General features: G+C 43.5%; 14 protein-coding genes. 8 read left to right on the forward strand and 6 right to left on the reverse strand.

Annotated features, from left to right (window positions below):
* Window positions 1–11 precede the first annotated feature (11 nt).
* The 3 genes from uraH (at window position 12) to JV36_RS0102015 (ending at window position 3,071) form a co-directional block, all read left to right on the forward strand.
* On the forward strand, window positions 12–344 hold the full coding sequence (uraH, locus tag JV36_RS0102005; protein ID WP_032095071.1) for a hydroxyisourate hydrolase: 333 nt from the start codon (window positions 12–14) through the stop codon (window positions 342–344).
* A gap of 68 nt (window positions 345–412) precedes the next feature.
* Window positions 413–1,768 (forward strand): guanine deaminase, encoded by a 1,356-nt coding sequence (gene guaD / locus JV36_RS0102010; RefSeq protein WP_032095126.1) that lies wholly within the window; start codon window positions 413–415, stop codon window positions 1,766–1,768.
* On the forward strand, window positions 1,755–3,071 hold the full coding sequence (locus JV36_RS0102015) for a urate hydroxylase PuuD (protein WP_032095070.1): 1,317 nt from the start codon (window positions 1,755–1,757) through the stop codon (window positions 3,069–3,071). Before guaD ends, JV36_RS0102015 begins: the two co-directional genes overlap by 14 nt.
* Before the next feature lie 88 nt (window positions 3,072–3,159).
* On the opposite strand, the gene JV36_RS0102020 is transcribed toward JV36_RS0102015, so the two are convergent.
* Complete coding sequence (locus JV36_RS0102020; RefSeq protein WP_032095069.1) at window positions 3,160–4,443, reverse strand: diguanylate cyclase; 1,284 nt, start codon at window positions 4,441–4,443, stop codon at window positions 3,160–3,162.
* A 480-nt stretch (window positions 4,444–4,923) separates the two neighbouring features.
* On the opposite strand from JV36_RS0102020, the gene JV36_RS0102025 reads away from it, so the two are divergent.
* The 3 genes from JV36_RS0102025 to JV36_RS0102035 all read left to right on the forward strand — a co-directional run bounded on the left by JV36_RS0102025 (window position 4,924) and on the right by JV36_RS0102035 (window position 9,857).
* Window positions 4,924–5,571, forward strand: coding sequence for an NAD(P)H-dependent oxidoreductase (locus tag JV36_RS0102025; protein ID WP_032095068.1), 648 nt, complete (start codon window positions 4,924–4,926; stop codon window positions 5,569–5,571).
* Window positions 5,572–7,581 (forward strand): monovalent cation:proton antiporter-2 (CPA2) family protein, encoded by a 2,010-nt coding sequence (locus tag JV36_RS0102030; RefSeq protein WP_081926494.1) that lies wholly within the window; start codon window positions 5,572–5,574, stop codon window positions 7,579–7,581.
* A 308-nt stretch (window positions 7,582–7,889) separates the two neighbouring features.
* The gene (locus tag JV36_RS0102035) at window positions 7,890–9,857 is read left to right on the forward strand and encodes an EAL domain-containing protein (RefSeq protein ID WP_032095067.1); all 1,968 of its coding nucleotides are present in this window, start codon (window positions 7,890–7,892) and stop codon (window positions 9,855–9,857) included.
* A 14-nt stretch (window positions 9,858–9,871) separates the two neighbouring features.
* On the opposite strand, the gene JV36_RS0102040 is transcribed toward JV36_RS0102035, so the two are convergent.
* The 3 genes from JV36_RS0102040 to JV36_RS0102050 form a co-directional block, all read right to left on the reverse strand.
* A complete protein-coding gene (locus tag JV36_RS0102040; RefSeq protein ID WP_032095066.1) occupies window positions 9,872–11,590 on the reverse strand; it encodes a putative bifunctional diguanylate cyclase/phosphodiesterase in 1,719 nt (572 codons plus the stop codon).
* Window positions 11,591–11,753: 163 nt separating this feature from the next.
* Entirely contained in the window at window positions 11,754–13,040 is a 1,287-nt protein-coding gene (locus JV36_RS0102045) for an amidohydrolase (RefSeq protein WP_032095065.1), read from the reverse strand.
* Window positions 13,041–13,236: 196 nt separating this feature from the next.
* On the reverse strand, window positions 13,237–14,016 hold the full coding sequence (locus tag JV36_RS0102050; RefSeq protein WP_032095064.1) for a ferredoxin--NADP reductase: 780 nt from the start codon (window positions 14,014–14,016) through the stop codon (window positions 13,237–13,239).
* Between the two features lie 802 nt (window positions 14,017–14,818).
* Here JV36_RS0102050 and JV36_RS0102055 point away from each other — a divergent pair.
* Both JV36_RS0102055 and JV36_RS0102060 read left to right on the forward strand, forming a co-directional pair.
* Window positions 14,819–15,184 carry a response regulator gene (locus JV36_RS0102055; protein WP_032095063.1) on the forward strand — a complete coding sequence of 122 codons (366 nt, stop codon included), beginning with the start codon at window positions 14,819–14,821 and terminating at the stop codon, window positions 15,182–15,184.
* Window positions 15,181–15,765, forward strand: coding sequence for a chemotaxis protein CheC (locus JV36_RS0102060; RefSeq protein WP_032095062.1), 585 nt, complete (start codon window positions 15,181–15,183; stop codon window positions 15,763–15,765). Before JV36_RS0102055 ends, JV36_RS0102060 begins: the two co-directional genes overlap by 4 nt.
* A 39-nt stretch (window positions 15,766–15,804) precedes the next feature.
* Here JV36_RS0102060 and JV36_RS0102065 read toward each other — a convergent pair whose 3' ends face one another.
* Window positions 15,805–16,701 carry an SDR family NAD(P)-dependent oxidoreductase gene (locus JV36_RS0102065; protein WP_032095061.1) on the reverse strand — a complete coding sequence of 299 codons (897 nt, stop codon included), beginning with the start codon at window positions 16,699–16,701 and terminating at the stop codon, window positions 15,805–15,807.
* A complete protein-coding gene (locus tag JV36_RS0102070) occupies window positions 16,701–17,540 on the reverse strand; it encodes an alpha/beta hydrolase (RefSeq protein ID WP_032095060.1) in 840 nt (279 codons plus the stop codon). Before JV36_RS0102070 ends, JV36_RS0102065 begins: the two co-directional genes overlap by 1 nt.
* Window positions 17,541–17,562: the final 22 nt, after the last annotated feature.

Consider the following 17,562-nt stretch of genomic DNA (forward strand, 5'->3'; position numbering starts at 1 on the left):
CAGGATTAATTATGAATACACTATCAAGTCATGTACTCGATACCACATTGGGAAAACCCGCCAAGGGCATACCATTAACCCTTACTTACCCAAATGGCGATAAGGCTGAGGGAGTAACTAATGACGATGGCCGCTTTAATGGCTGGGCAGAGAATGGCGCATCAGGTTTTACGCCTGGGATCTATACGTTGCGTTTTCACTGCCAGCCGTTTCTCAAGGAGAATCACGGCAAAAGTTTTTATCCTCATATCGATATTACCTTTGAGCTAGAGCAGGAAGGTGGGCACTACCACGTTCCCCTTCTTATATCACCGTTTGGTTTCAGCAGTTACAGGGGCAGCTAGATTTAATGCCGTTAAATTCTTTAATTTCAGAAGCTGTTTCTTCTAAAGCGACTGCATCAAATACCGTAATGCCAAAGAAAAAGCAGTTACTTCGCGCAAGTATTGCGCATTACCCGAATAGTAAGCCTGACAACAAGAGTGCTGATGAGCGCTCTTGTGAAAGCTTATATCAAAAGAACATCGAGATATTCACCGACGGTGCGCTAGTAATAGAAGACAGCATAATTCGAGATATCGGTGACTACGACACTGTCGTTCAAAAGCACCCCGATGCTGCTATCAGTGATTATTCGGGCAAATGGATATTACCTGGGTTGATAGACAGTCACCTGCATTACCCGCAAACACAGAGCATCGCCAACTATGGCGATCAGCTTCTTAGCTGGCTAGAAAACTATACATTCCCGGCAGAAATGGCCTTTGCCGATGAAGAGCACGCAAAAAATATAGCTAAGGTATTTATCAATCAGCTCCTTAAAAACGGCACAACTACTGGGTTTGTTTTTACCACCGTGCATGCGTCGAGTTGCCAGGCGTTATTTAGCGCAGCCAGCGACATCAACATGGCGATTGTGGCGGGCAAAGTGTGCATGGATCGCAACTGCCCTGCACAGTTGCAAGATACCCCTGAACTAGCACAGCGTGAAAGTGCCGACTTAATTGACCAGTGGCACAATAAGGGACGCAATAAATATGCGCTCACGCCGCGGTTTGCACCAACAAGTAGTGATGCTCAGTTAGCGGCGCTTGGCGAATTAGCAACGCAATATAAAGACGTTTTTATACAAACTCATCTTTCAGAAAACCGCGATGAAATTGCATGGGTAAATTCGCTTTTTCCGCATGCCGATGGCTATTTGGATGTTTACGACAAACATCACCTTGTAAGAGAGCGTTCGGTTTTTGGGCACGGTATTCACCTTAATCAAGACGAATGGGTGAGGTTAGGCGAAGCAAATGCCACATTGGCGTTTTGCCCTACCTCAAACCTATTTTTAGGCAGTGGCCTTTTTAACATGGAGCAGGCAAAAGCGAATAACGTGCATGTTGCCTTAGCCACCGATGTGGGCGCAGGCACCACATTTAATATGTTTAAAACCTATGGTGATGCCTACAAAGTGAGTCAACTTCGCAACGCCCCAATGAGCCCCTTCGAAGGCTTTTACCTAATGACTCAGGGCGCTGCGGCTGCCCACCAGTTAGATGACGAGATTGGAAATTTAAACCCCAACACTACGGCAGATTTTATTATTGTTGAACCACGGTATGACGAACTTACCGCATTGCGTATTAGTGAAAACGCCACTTTTGAAGATGTGTTTTTCGCTCTCAGTATTCTTGGCGATGACCGCATGATTGAGCAAACCTGGATCAACGGTCAATGTTGTTACAATAAAAAGGAGAATCAACATGCCTTGGCTTGACTGGCTTAGTTTATTTGTTCGATGGTTTCACGTTATCGCTGGCGTAGCGTGGATTGGTGCGTCTTTCTATTTTATCTGGCTAGATAATAACCTTCGCGCACCTGCCCAATGGAAAGTAGATAAAGGCATAAAAGGTGATTTGTGGGCGATACACGGAGGCGGGTTTTACGAAGTGGCTAAGTATGCCTATGGCCCTGAGCAAATGCCTACTACCCTGCATTGGTTTAAGTGGGAAGCCTATACAACCTGGCTTTCTGGCTTTGCCCTATTGATTATAGTGTATTACTTTGGCGCATCAGCGTACCTTATCGACCCGCGGGTAAATGCCATTTCACCGACTGTCGCCATCGGCCTAGGTTTAGGGCTTATCTTTGGCGGCTTAGCGCTATATGAACTTGCCTGTCGAAGCCGACTTGCAAACTATCCCGTTGCCTTTGGTGTTTGCCTTGTTACACTCATTTGTGTTGTTACCTTTTTCGCTACCCAGTGGTTTAGCGGCCGAGGCGCTTACATTCACGTGGGTGCGCTTATTGGCACCATCATGGCTGGTAATGTATTTCTCAACATTATGCCTAATCAGCGCAAAATGGTCGCTGCCGTTGCAGCAAAAAAAGACATCGACCCACAGTGGGGAGCAAGTGCAAAGCTACGTTCATTGCACAACAACTACTTTACGCTTCCCTTGCTGTTTATCATGATTTCTAACCATTACCCCATGACCTATCAACATCAGCACAACTACCTAGTGCTTATTGCTATTATGATAGCGGCAGCGTGGATAAGACACTTCTTCAATTTACGTCATAAAGGGCAAACCAAACCTAGCATACTCGTTACCGGCACTATCGCTATGCTGGCCATAACCCTTTGGATTTCATGGCCTCAAGCCGCTGCCGTGAACCCTGCTGCAAGCTCTGGTTTAAGCCCTGAAAGCTCTGCTGGATCACAGCAAACATCGTCTATCAATACAGACGAAGCTGTTTCAAATAAAGCTGTTTTAAATCAAGCCGCTTCAAATACAGGCAGTGACTCGTTACCAACAGCAACCGCAGCGATAAGTAACGAGCACGTGCAGGGCCTAATTAATAAACACTGCGTTAGCTGTCATTCGCGTAACCCAACCGATGATATTTTTAACGTTGCGCCTGTGGGGGTCATACTAGATACATGGCAAGATATAGAGCGCTATGCCCCGCAAATAGTGAGACGAACATCGGTAACAAAAGATATGCCCTTTATGAATAAAACGGGCATGACTGAAAAAGAGCGCCAAGACATTGCGCGCTGGTTTGCACAGCGCTAACAATTTAAGCGCCATGCACTTCTTCACTACGTCAATAGCTGATAAGAACAGTGTTACGTAGTGAAGAAATAAATTTGCGCTACCACTTCTAAGACTGTTTGTTTATTCGCACGACCTCATTCCCATGGGGCTTTTTCTTTATGGTGTACATAGCGTGATCTGCTGCATCAAGCCATTCCTGTACCGACGATAACTCGTTGCTCCACTCTTTCCAGCCTACGGTATAACGAATAGGAATAGAAATATTGTCCTCCGCTAAAACAACAAACGCGAGTTCATCAATTCGAGCAAAAAAGCGCTCTACTTCCTTCTCTTTAGTGCCGTAAAGAAGCACAACAAACTCATCACCGCCAATACGACCCATTCTGTCGGTGTCTCGTAACAATGCCTGCATTTTTTCAGAAAAAACTTGTAGCGCTTTGTCACCCACTTTGTGGCCGTAGTTATCGTTTATTTGTTTAAACTCGTTTAAATCGATGTACACCAAAGTGGAAACGTGGCGATCTCTTTTCATCCGCTCAACTTCTTTAGAAAGTTGCTCAAATATTTCTCGGCGATTTATAAGACCCGTTAACGGGTCGGTCTGAGACAGAAAAGCGAGTTCATTGACCGCTTGCTCTAGTGCCTGCTGCTGCTCTTTTTCTTTGGTGATATCGTCTGCCGCCCCCAAAATAAGGGTTTGTTGTTCTTTCGAATCATAAATGAGGCTGCCTCTATCGTGTAGATAACGAATTTGGCCGCTTACATCATAAATACGGTATTGGAGCTCCCAACTTTTTAGAGGGCGCTGGTTAAATACCTCGCGAACTTTGGCTTTATCATCTTCATGCACGTGGTCGATGAATGCTAACGGCTTAGCGTACAGCTCATATTCACTGCGCCCGAAAATGCTCTGATAACCATCGTTGAGATAATGCATTGTTTTAAAATCTGGGCTAGCAACCCAAATAAACGTGCGGGAAGAAAATTCATTAACAATTTTACTGAACAGCGCCTCAACCTGAAATAACTCACCCTCTATTCGCTTTTTATCATCGATGTCTTCAACAACTGAGATAAAAAAATCAGGATTGTCGTTAGCATCTCTTACTAAGGAGACCGTTAACTTTCCCCATACCGCCACGCCGTCTTTTCGAAGGTATTGCTTCTCCATAGAGTAACTACCGACTTTTCCAGCAAGTAGTTGCTCTAGGTTGGATAGATCTGTGTTAAGATATTCGGCAACCGTTATTTCTTGGAACGTCATATTTTTGAGTATATGTCGCTCATAACCTAAAAAATCACAAAGCTTCTGGTTTACTTTGATAAAGGTTCCATGCGGACTCACATGAGCCAACCCCACAGCACAAAATTCAAAGGTTTTATCGATCATGTGCTTCCCTCACTATAAAAAAATGCATTCCTTGCCCTCTAGTGTTAGCTTTTTTTTAATTGGCTTATTTAAATTAGCTTTTTTGAAATTGACTACTTATAAATTAACTTTATAAAGATAGCCTTGTAAAATAGTCCTTTATAAAAATATTAGGGTTTAGTTAAACCTTAGTCTAAATTAGCAATTTTGTGGGAAGTATCAAAATTAATTTAATTGGATTACCCGCTACCTAAAATTCAAGAAGCAACACTCTTAAATTGATGCGCTTATTATCTTAATTTGGGGCATGTTAATTTTCATTAGTGTCTTGTAGTTTTAATAAAGGGTTAAAGCTGCTATCCCAGTATTTTAGACATTAGCGGTATGTATGTAGACAGTTCAAATAGCTTGCTATGGCAACTTTATAGTTGAGTCCGTTTGAGTTGCCTCTTAATGTGGCCGACTTAACTGGAGTAATGGAATGAGCACAGGAATGAGTAAATGAAAAACGATAGTTATCCAACATCAACCATAGCGAATAACACTAAACGTATTCTTGTGCTGTTTGCTCATCCTGTACCCCAGCAATCTGAAGTTAACATTTTTTTATTTGAAGACGCGCAGCTGTTACCAAACGTAACGGCTGTTGATGTTTACGCCGAATATCCCGACTTTAATATCAACGTGATTAAAGAGCAGGAGCGACTGGTAAATCACGATGTCATTATTTTTCAGTACCCGCTGTACTGGTATTCCACACCATCTATATTAAAGGAGTATCAAGATTTGGTGCTTGAATACGGGTTTGCTTATGGTAAGGGTGGTACTGCATTAAAAGATAAACTCTTTTTTTGTGCCATCAGCGCCGGAGGAAAAGAAGAAGCCTATCAAACCGATGGGTTTAATCATTTTACTATACGTCAGCTGCTGCAACCTCTAGAACAAATGGCGAGTATTACCAATATGACTTATCTAGCGCCCTTTGCGCTTTTTGGCTCTCGTTCCGCATCTCGAGAGGACAGAATATCGACGCACAGGGAAAAATGGACAACACTGTTAAATGCCCTTGCTACAGAGCACATTGATTTGGACCGAGCAAAAAATATAGAAAATCTCGCTGATTTAACCATAAATGGGGCCAATGAATAAATGACCGCCTATTTTCTTTATATTTTCATTTATTTAGCTGCCGCCGTTATTGCTGTCCCTATTGCAAAGCGTCTAGGGTTAGGCAGTGTATTAGGTTATTTGATAGCCGGGCTCATTATCGGACCTACACTTGGGCTGGTAGGCGATGAAACCACTACCATTCAGCATTTTGCCGAATTCGGTGTCGTTATGATGCTATTTCTTGTCGGGTTAGAGCTTGAGCCTAAATCGCTGTGGGCAATGAAGTCTCGGCTTATCGGACTTGGCGGCCTTCAGCTAGGTATCACTACGGCGCTTATTACCATTATTGCCATGCTGTTTGAGCAACCCTTTAGTATTTCCCTTACCATAGGTCTCATTTTTGCCCTGTCATCCACCGCCATTGTCTTACAGACGTTTCAAGAAAAGGGATTGCAAAAAACCGAAGGTGGGAAAGGCGCCTTTTCCGTTTTGCTATTTCAAGATATTGCTGTAATTCCTATGCTGGCGCTTATTCCTTTGCTAGCGCTGCCGGAATTAGTTGCTAGTGCGGCAGATGCTTCCGGCGATGCCGCGCACTCAGACAGCTTTAATCTTGTGAGTGAATTAGCACCTTGGGCATATGGCTTAGTTATTATTGGCTCGGTGGCTTTTGTGACCGTAGGGGGCCATTACCTTAGCCGTCCGTTATTTAAGTTTGTTTCCTCATCGGGTTTGCGGGAGATATTTACTGCAACAGCGTTAATGCTTGTTATCGGTATTGCAGCGTTGATGGGCTTGGTAGGGTTATCGCCAGCCTTAGGAGCCTTTTTGGCCGGTGTAGTACTGGCTAATAGTGAGTTTCGCCACGAGTTAGAGGCCAATATCGAGCCATTCAAAGGGCTGCTTCTTGGTTTGTTTTTTATTACCGTAGGCGCTGGCATTAATTTTTCAGTGTTAGCATCAAATACCGTATTAATTATTGCACTAACCTTATCGGTGATTGTTTTAAAAGCAGCAGTACTGTTTGCCATCTCGCTTATATTTACTTTTAAAGGCAGCAGCAAATGGCTGCTAACACTTAGCCTAGCTCAAGCCGGTGAGTTTGGCTTTGTACTCCTTAGTTTTGCATCTCAAAACTACGTATTACCCCAAGATATTATTGCTATTTTATCTCTAGTGGTAGCCCTTTCCATGTTCTTAACGCCGGGGTTATTTATCTTCTTTGACAAAGTCATTCTCCCTCGTTATCAGCGTCGGGGCACGCAAAATAAAGAAGACACTATAGACGATAAAGGAACCGTGATCATTGCAGGCATTGGTCGCTTCGGGCAAATCATCAATCGACTGCTCGTGGCAAATGATGTTCACACCGTGGTACTAGATATACGTGCCGAGCAGGTAGAACTTATTCGTAAGATAGGTACAAAAGCGTATTTCGGGGACGCCTCAAAACCGGATATCTTACACACTGCCGGAGCAGAAGACGCCTCGCTGCTCATTGTTGCTATTGATAATAGAGAAACCGCAGCAGAGATGGTGAAATATGCAAAGCACGCTTACCCGAACATGCAAATTTTAGCTCGGGCTTTTGACCGTGGTCACGGCTACCGATTACGTCAGTTAGGAGCACACTACGTGGTATCTGAAACTTACCACTCTGCGCTTGAAATGGGGGCTCATGCACTTCGCTCTCTTCACTCTCATCCGTTTCAGGTTGAGCGACAAAAAATGGCCTATAAAGATATTGAAGATCGGCAAAATGACGTGCTTTACAATGCATGGCTTGATGATGCCAGCGGCGAACGTATCGACAATAATTACCTAAAGCTTTTCGTTGAACTAGAATCTTTGATAGGTGAAGCCCTAAATACTGGCCTTCACGATACGCATTCAAAAATGAAAGGCTGGACACCACCGCCCAAAGATCATGCCGATTCATTCTCTAGTGCAGAAGCAGTTTCAGATGTGGATAAGGAAAGAGCTGGGGATATTGATAGAAATCTGAGAAAAAGCGATGCAGAAAAGCACCCCGAAATAAAAGATGATTGAATTTGATAGGTTCGCACGATTCTCGGAAACAACAGATAAGAGTAAACAACAGATGACAGTCACTATTTTGCGTTTCACAGCTGAACAATAAATAAACTACCTGATGGGGCTTCTTACTGATATCATGCTAATATAATCAAAGAGATATGCGGTCTTTTTAATACAAGGCTAAAGTTAATAGCTGATAGTCAGCGATTGACAATCCTGATGGTAGTGAACGATTCGAGCCATGGAGCGTCGAGCACCGAATAAGCTTCTATCCAAATATGCGGTGGGGCCGGTAAGCAATAGGGAGTGCACAAAATAAAATGAAATTATCTACTCAAATTAATTTGGGCCTTTTCTTTATTATTCTGTTGGCCGGCGCTGGCGCAGGGTCAATTGAAGTATATCAAACCAAAGCTCAGGTTGAGCGTTCTGCAAATGCCTTGGCACAAAAAACAGCATCACAACTTGCTGCCCAGCTGTCCGCGTTACTTTCACGGCAGAGCCCGCAGCAGCGTTCTGAACTGGGTGAAAATCAGCTTTCAGAAGACAACCTAGTATCTTCTATTTTAACTACTGCATTAACCAACGATAAACTCTCCACTATTAGCATAGAGAACACTGAAGGCATCGAGCTGGTTAAAAAAGAAAGCGCAAGTGAGCCATCTTCAAACAGTATATTATCCAATGTTATCGAACTCTCTGTTGCACAGTCGCAAGAAGCTATTGGTTCAACGTCAACGGTTGTTAAAGTAACAAGCAGCCCTAAAACGCACTATCACTTTCTGTGGCAACAGCTACTTAAAATTGCAGTTTTTTGTGTGGCAATTTATCTGCTCTCTTTAATCGCTGTCATCGTTATAGCAAACCTCGCCACTCGCCCACTGAGTAAAGTCACTAAAAAGCTCAATGAAATACAAAACAACGATTTCACGCCATCTTCAATAAAATCTGCCACTGCTGACTTTCGGTATCTTGTCAGTGCGGCCAACAACCTGTCCCTAGCATTAGAAAGTAAGTTTCAAGAATTGACCCGTCAAGCAGAGCAGTTCAAATCTGTGGCCAGTAGAGACACGCTGACTAAAATCGCTAATAGAAATGCATTCGACAGGCATATGAAGGCCCTTATTGGTGGTATTTCAGGCCCGAAAGAGCACGCACTAACACTTGTGAGGCTAGCTCAGCTTACCACTATTAATCATAAGCTTGGCATGTTGGCGGGCGACAATTATGTGTGTGGTGTTGCTGATGTTTTGAAGAAAGCCGGCCAAGATGATTTTAAAGGAGCCTTTGTTTTTAGAATTTCGGGCGGCGACTTTGCCATTATTAGCGAAGTGCAATCCAAAGAGGTGCACGAAGAGAACTTGGCATTGATAAGTAAAAGCTTTACTACCATCAACCCGCTTCGCGACGGCAACAAAGCCGCATGGATTGGTGTAGCACGATTTACTAATAGTATGTCGATGAAAGAAATTATGGAAAGTGCAGACAGTGCCCTTATGGCCGCAACAAAAAGGCCTCAGGGGTGGCAGTTTGCTTCAGATATCGCGCAAGTTCACAGCAATGCGCAATGGCGTCAGCGCCTTGAGTATGTAGTTTCACAGCAGTACGCCGACATATTGATTCAACCGGTTATGAATTTGGAGCGCAATACGCCGTCGTACTACGAAACATTTGCTCGCTTTAAAGACAAGCAGACTAACGATGTTATTCCCATGTCACAGCTTATTCCAGCCTCTGAACGCCTCGACCTTATCCCTCAGGTAGATAAGCTGGTAACCAGTATTGTATTTAAAAAGCTTAAAGTAACGTCACACCAAGTTGCTATTAATATTTCAAATGCCTCCATAGCAAATACAGAATTTCGAGAGTGGTTAATACAGCAGCTATCTGAACATGAGGCGCTTTGCCACCGCATTATTTTCGAAATTCAAGATGCAGCCCTTATTCATTATAACGAAGAAGCCATTTCATTTTGTAAGCGGGTAACACAGTTGGGCTGTCGTATAACCGTTGAGCACTTTGGTGACAACTTTGCTTCTTTGTCTGGTTTACGCGCCATCCAGCCCGCGTATGTAAAATTATCTGGGCGCCTTACCGAAAGTATTCACACCAATAAAGACAACCAGCTATTCGTAAGCAGCCTCTTAAATATTGCTCGCAGCTTGAACATAAAAGTTATTGCAGAGAAAGTTGAAAATGAGGCCGAATCGGTGGCGTTAAACAACTTAGATATTATTCATCAGCAAGGTTATTACTTTTCTAAACCCGCTCTTTGGACTGTCTACTAGCGCTTGTAGAGCTATTACTGACACTCTAGCCGCTTTTGGATAACAGAAGCGGCAAGCGGTTTGGCAAAGAGGTAGCCTTGAGCGCACTCCACTCCTAAGCGCTGACAGTAGGTAAGTTGAGTTTGCGTTTCTATACCCTCTACAACAATTTTAAGATTGAGTTTGTGCCCCAAATGTACGATAGCCTCCATCAATGCACCGTCGTAATCACTCTCAGGCGCATTTTCAAGAAAACTGCGGTCAATTTTTAAGTGGCTTACCGGAAAACGCTTTAGGTAGCTTAACGACGAATAACCCGTTCCGAAATCGTCGATAGACACTTCTACACCCATTGCTCGCTGGTTTTGTAAGCCTAATAGCACTTGTTCATCTGATTTTATTAGCATATTTTCAGTTAGCTCGAGTCCAATGGCTTCAGGGGGTAAAGCGTATTTTTCTCGACATCGAGCAAGGCGCTCAAAAAAATCATCTTGCTCTAACTCTCTGCCCGACACATTAATGTGAATACAAATCTCGATACCCATATTGCGCCATACTCGTGCTTGTTCACAGGCTTTCTCCATTACCCAAGATCCAATAGAGATAATTAAGTCTGTACGCTCGGCAATAGGGATAAATATATCTGGCGGAACGCTATGCTCAGCAATCTCAGGAGTCCAGCGAAGCAGCGCTTCACAGGAAATGATATTGCCATTTCTCAGGTCTACTTGCGGCTGATAAAGCAGGGTAAACTCATCGTTTTCCACAGACTCTCTCAATCGAGATGCGATGTTTCTTTGTTGATGCAGCAGTACGCTTAAGTCGTTACTGAAGGTGCTGTAGCGGTTTCTACCCTGCTCTTTTGCTTCATACATAGCCGCGTCGGCATTTTTAAGTAATGTATCAACCTCTGTGCCGTCATTAGGAAAAAGGCACACACCGACGCTGGACGTGACAAATACGTTTTCTGTGCCCAAAGAAAAGCTTTCTTTGCAGCAATCAACAATTTCTTCAGCCAAATCCTCTAACGATTTATCATCGTCAATATCGTCGATAAGCACGACAAATTCATCACCACCAAAACGGGCCAAGAAAGACGCTTCACCCACACACTCTTTGAGTCTATCGGCAAAGGAGCGTAGCAGCTTGTCGCCCCACGTGTGGCCTAAGGTATCATTGATATCTTTAAACATATCGAGGTCGATAAAAAAGACTGCCAATGATGTTGAATCACGCTCGGCTTTTTCGACTCGTTCTTTTAATGCCATCTCAAGATAGCGTCTATTGGGAAGACCGGTGAGTAAGTCAGTTGTGGCAAGTTTTTCTAGCTCGCTGCGTATGGCGTGCTGTTCGCTTAAATCAATATCAACGCAATACATTTCTGGTGAATCGGTGTGTTCACTGAGCATAACGTGGGATGAGAAAACGTGAACGGTGTCGCCGCTTTTACGTTGAAGTGCAAGTTCACCGCTGGGAATAGAAACGCCTTCTAACAGCCATTTCTCATGAGCGGATACCACTTCGTCTCGCATCAATGCGGGAATAATAAGTTCTTCAAGACGCTTTCCAAGCGCCTCTTCTTGAGTGTAGCCATAAATATCTTCGCTAGACGCATTCCAGTAAATAACGCGCCGCTCTTTGTCATAGCCTTGAACCGATACTTTAGGTAACGCACTAATGAGATTAAGAAAACGAGCCTCAGCAGATGCGCAGTCTGTGCCTAATGTATTTACGTGGTTTTTATTCAAAGCCATTCTACTTCCTTATGATTAGCCAAACCTTGTCGATAAGCAGTTTACCTTGCCTGGGGCGTATTAATCACGAATCGGCCCTAATTTAAGTGTAGTTGAAAAAATATAATTGTCTTAGTAATGCAACATTAACGCGGGCTGCACCCGCGTTATAAACAATATCGTTTTACAAGTTGCTGTAGTCTAACGCCCAGTTAACGTAGAGCTCGGTACCGACTTTGAGTGAAGATTCATCAGCATAAAAATACGGAGAGTGGTTACTAGGTGCCGACTTTGCATCCTGTCCCTCAGGCGTAACGCCTAAAAATACAAATAAACCCGGTACCTCTAGGGCAAAGAAAGAAAAATCCTCTGCACCGGTAACAAGGTCGTTCACATGCACCTTATCTTTACCTGCAACACGCTCCATAGTGGGCAGCATTTGTTTGGTAAGTTCAACATTATTAATGGTAACCGGATAGCCTTCATCAATGTGCACGTGTGCTTCGGCGCCAGTGGCTTTTGCTGTCATTTCTGCTGTGGTGGTTAAGTTTTCGAAGATTTGAGCGCGGTTATCCATATCGAAATTACGAATAGTGCCCTCTAAGTAAACTTCATCAGGAATAATATTGTTGCGAATTCCTCCATCTACAATACCAAAACTCACCACCGCTGGCGCTTTAGTTATATTAACTTGCCGACTAATAACCGTTTGAGTACTGCCAATAATCTGACCTGCGGCTACAATAGGATCTACGCCGCCCCAAGGTCTAGAGCCATGAGTTTGCTTACCTTTCACGGTTATTTCAAATCGATCTGACGATGCCATAAGCGGCCCTTCTCGGTAACCAATATGTCCTGCAGTACCTGCCGACCACACGTGTATACCAAAAACAGCTTCCGGTTTATAACGCTCAAAGAGCCCCTCTTTTAACATCAGCTCTGCGCCGCCTTCTTCGCCCTTAGGCGCGCCCTCTTCGGCAGGCTGGAAGATAAATACAACGGTGCCTTTAAGCTCGTCTTTCATGCTAGCAAGCTTCTCTGCCGCTCCCATCAGCATTGACATATGTAGATCATGGCCGCAGGCATGCATTACCCCGACTTCTTTGCCTCGGTATTCCGATTTGGCTTCAGATTTAAACGGTACGTCGGCTTTTTCTACAACAGGCAATGCGTCCATGTCAGCGCGCATTGCAATGACAGGGCCAGGCTGTCCACCTTCTAACACCCCGATGACTCCCGTATGAGCTACACCAGTTTCTACCTTCATACCTAACGCATTAAGATGTTCGGCAAGGACTTTTGACGTTCTAAATTCTCGGTTGCTTAGCTCGGGATGTTGATGAAGGTCTCGGCGCCACTCGATAACTTTTTGCTCAAGCTCAGCAGAAATAGAAATAGGCGCTTGGGCCAAAGTAAGTGGACTAAATGCCAAAGTGGCAAGGAGTGAAAAAGCAGTGGTAGCGGCTCTCATGGACGTTCCTCGTTATTATCGTTGAATAACCAGTATGCCTATGTCGCCGCCCGACCACAAATTGATTACAAGAGATGTTTCAACGCTACTGGTTAAGACCGTCACTTAAGAACATAGCTTAGGAACTTCGACTAAAAGCGTCGATAAAAGCCATCACTGAACGCTAGAGGTTACAGCGGCTACCACGAGCACTACCTTACTCTAAAAAGGCGTGCTCGATAACAAAGTGCCCTTTCTCTCTTGACGTCGCTTTTTTAAATCCAAGACCGGAAAGAATCTCCATAGTGTCATCTAACATAGACTGGTTACCACACAGCATAAAACGATCTTCTTCAATATTGAGCGCTGGAAGATTGAAGTGAGCGCATAATTCGCCACTTTTAAGTAGCTCGGTTAATCTGCGCTGATGAATATCACCTTTAAACGGCTCTCGGGTTACAATAGGAAAATACAACAATTTCTCTGACACAAGGTCGCCGAAGTACTCATTTGTCGGAAGCTCATTACAAATTTGCTCTTGATAAGCCAGCTCACTTTTGTAGCGCACGCTATGAACTAAAATAACATTGTCGTACCGCTCGTAAATGTCCGGATCTTTGATGATCGACATAAAAGGCGCAAGGCCGGTGCCTGTTGCTAGAAGAAAGAGGTTTTTCCCTTCAATTAAAAAGTCGGCAACAAGGGTACCCGCTGGTCTGGTGGACAAAAGCAACTGCTCCCCTACTTTTATATCTTTGAGGCGAGAGGTAAGTGCACCGTCAGGTACTTTTATACTGAAGAACTCAAGCTCTTCTTCGTAATTGGCACTGGCAATGCTGTAAGCACGCATTAACGGCTTATTATCAACTTCTAAACCCAGCATAACAAACTGCCCATTTTCAAAAGTATAGCTTGGGCTACGGGTAGTCTTGATAGAAAATAGTGATTCATTCCAGTGATGGACATGGGTAACTGTTTCTGATGTTAAGTTTCGCATTTTCTCCCCAATATATGACTTTCTGTGTTTAAGCCCTACGAGCAATAATTCTGCGCATAACAGGCTTTCTTCTACTGCTTTTTAAACTCGTGAATGCATGCACAAGTATGCACTTTGATTTACCCGTTATTATTACCTCAATAAAGCACCTCAATAATACCCGAGTAAATTACTCAGGTAAATAGCCTACTAAAACACTCAAGTATTATTGGTGTATAAATTTCAGCTAAGCACACTTCAATGCGCACTGGCTCTTTTTGTAACTTGTTCACAAAACACAACATGCCAACTTGGATATACGCCAACTTGGATATACGCCAACTTGGATATACGCTAAGTTGGATATACGTTAGCTTTGATATACGAAAGAATGGTACCTCGGGTTTATTGATATTTTTAACCCATCCAAAACGGATAGAACACAAGAGTACACACATCAATACGTATCGGAATACATTCGCAGGGGCAGTCAAGTTCAAGGGCCGTTAAATTGCGCATTCAGAAATTGCGGTCTAACTTATATAAAGTATAAGGCCAATATCGAATTAGGTATCTAAATAAGCGCCTGCTCTGGTACATAGTTAGGTGCCTAAATGGGCACTAATTATTTGCCTAATTAAATGCTAGGGAAGGCATCAAGTTTCACTTAGGCAGAAGCGAGAATAAAAGTTTATATTAACTTAAAGTTTAATATACTCAAATGTCATATTTGTCGTATCATTGCAGTGCAAACAAAAAATAAACAATGCTTAATATAACAATGTGTACATATTGAGCACTTTCCTACTCACGGAGGATTTATATGTCGTTATCTGTACTCATTGCCGATGACTCTAAATTGGCAAGGCGGAATGTGGTTCGCTCGTTACCGCTAGAAGTAGACTTTGCTGTAACTGAAGTTACCAATGGACAAGAAGCCGTTAGTTTACTTGCAGATAATACCTATAGCCTTGTATTGCTTGATTTAACCATGCCGAAACTCGATGGCATCGATGTGCTCGAGCGGTTACAAGCTCTTGAAAACATGCCGAATGTGGTAGTGATAAGCGCCGACTTTCAACCTGAAAAGCAGCGGGTAGTGAAAGAGCTAGGTGCAAAATTCTTTCTTCGAAAGCCGTTAAAGAAAGAGGATTTAACGGCGGTGTTATCAGAGCTCGGCTATTTATGACCACATCCTCACAGCTAAGCGAAGAACAAAGAGATGTATTGCAAGAGTTACTCAACATCTCAATGGGTCAGGCTGCGAACTCCCTAGCCTTGATGCTAGACACCCGCATTGACATTTCCATTCCTGAAATTTCCGCGGTTACACCAAATCAGCTCTATGACTTACTCTTTGAAACGGGTGATCTTTCCTATACTCGTCAATCTTTTATGCGGGATATTCACGGGGAAGTCATATCAATCATATCCTATTCTGGCCTATCAGAAATTGGGGCGTTGATGGATTATGATCAGCCACTTAGTGAAGAAGACACACAAGAGATTATCTTAGAGCTTTCCAATATCCTGGCGGGTGCCTGTTTATCGGGGCTGTCTGAACAGCTTAAACTCACTACAAACTTGAACATGCCGTTATTGTTTCAGCCAGACAAAGCCAGTTTTGACGGACTTCCGTGGCAGCATAGCCTGGCAATGGAAGTACAATTTTTAATTACAATTTCATCGTTCAGTATGCGGGTGATTTTTTGCCTCGACGACGAATCACTCTCTAGAATTCTCGGCACGTTGGATGTTTATCTAAAATAGCGAAAGAATAATGTCATTGTAAATAACACAAAGAAGCTCTCAGCCTAAAAGCTTCTTAATGCCCAGCAACGGGTTAAATAGTTTGTCATAGCTACTTGGGAAGAACTTATATAGCCAGTGGACTAGCTTGGCATCAGAACCAATTAAAATGCGAGGGGTCTTTTTTCTCATTCCTCTTTCAATAACCTTAGCCGCCTCTGAGGCTGAGGTACGGGCCACAGCGTCAAAATGCGCCACAATTCTGTCTTTAGTATCCTGATTACTGACATGGGCTTCGCCGGTGTTCACATGTTTGTCTAAAGCCTGCTTTTCGCTATGGGCTGATAACACTTCGCTGGACTTAGCGATATTCGTTTTAATTCCCCCAGGTAATACACACAACACTTCAATAGTTTTCTTTTGATACGCCATATCCTGACGCAATGCCTCACTAAACCCACGAATAGCAAATTTAGACGTGTGATATGGAGTCAGCATAGGAATTGTTATCAACCCAAAAATAGATGCCACATTAACAATGAGGCCTCGCTGCGACTTTTCTAATAACGGCATCATTTCTCTGCAACCCGTTATGGCGCCATGTAAATTCACGTCTAACACTTTGTTAAAGTGCGCCTCAGACGTTTCATCAAAGTAGCCAAATGTGCTGATCCCTGCATTGTTCACAAGCACATCGAGACTACCAATATCTTTCTCAATAAGCTGCGCAAGCTTTTGCCAATCTGCTTTAGTGCTTACATCAGCGACTTGAGCAATGAGCACTGAATTTCCCAGTTCATCAGTGATTGCTGACAGGTTTTCTTTATTTATATCAGTAAGGATAAGACTGGCACCCAATTTAGCCAATAGCGTTGCCAAGGCATGGCCTATGCCCGAGCCAGCTCCAGTAATAAGAATACGTTTATTTTTCCACGTCAGTGCTTGAGATTGCTTCATTATATTTTCTCTAACCATCTAAAAATGTGGTTGCTTACTGCAGGTAAATGACTTCCACCAATAGTCCAATGGCACGCCTCATCAATAACCTTTAATGTGACGTTTACGGCCTCTTGAGAAGAGTCTTTTAGCGTACGATGAGTGCTGTATTTCTTTGCGATTTTTCGCTGCACTGAAACGGGTGTAATACGGTCTTGTGCGCCACACACTAACAGTATGGGGCAATGTATATCTTTGGCATTGACAAATGTTGGCGGATGACGAAACAAGAACCACATGCCAATTTCCATCGATGCCCTGCCCGATTCAAATGTCGCTTTGCGTAAAATATCGTGCTGAATCTGGGGTGTCTGGGTGTTAGCAATGCCGTACTTTACGTTCTTAAGCAGTAAGTGAGTCGTTTTCTTCCACAGCGGAAACTTAAATAGGTTATGACCGAACGTGCGTATTACCGACCACGACCAACTGTTTATGCCAGCTGGCGAGGCGCTTGAAATTAAGACCATTTTATTAACGCCAGTGCGCGCTGCAACAAGCTGTGCCAGTAGTCCTCCCATAGAATGACCGACCAAAATAGGAGGCGCGTCTAATGTGTTAATAAACGACAAAAGAGACTCAACGTAGTCGTTGATACTAGCTTGGGCAAGCGCATTTTGCTTTGCCTTATCATTAAGCTCGGCTTTTGAAAAATGAAAGGGCAAACGGGGTGAATACACTCGGTAACCGTATTGTTCAAACTGCGCTTTCAATTCTATCAGCGTCTCTGGTGTGCTCCACATGCCGTGAATAAGCACAACCTCAGGCGAACTACTGGATTGCTGCAGATTAGGGTGCTTCATAGTTTGCGCTCTTTACATATGA

Source organism: Alteromonas sp. LOR (assembly GCF_000753865.1).
Taxonomy (GTDB): domain Bacteria; phylum Pseudomonadota; class Gammaproteobacteria; order Enterobacterales; family Alteromonadaceae; genus Alteromonas.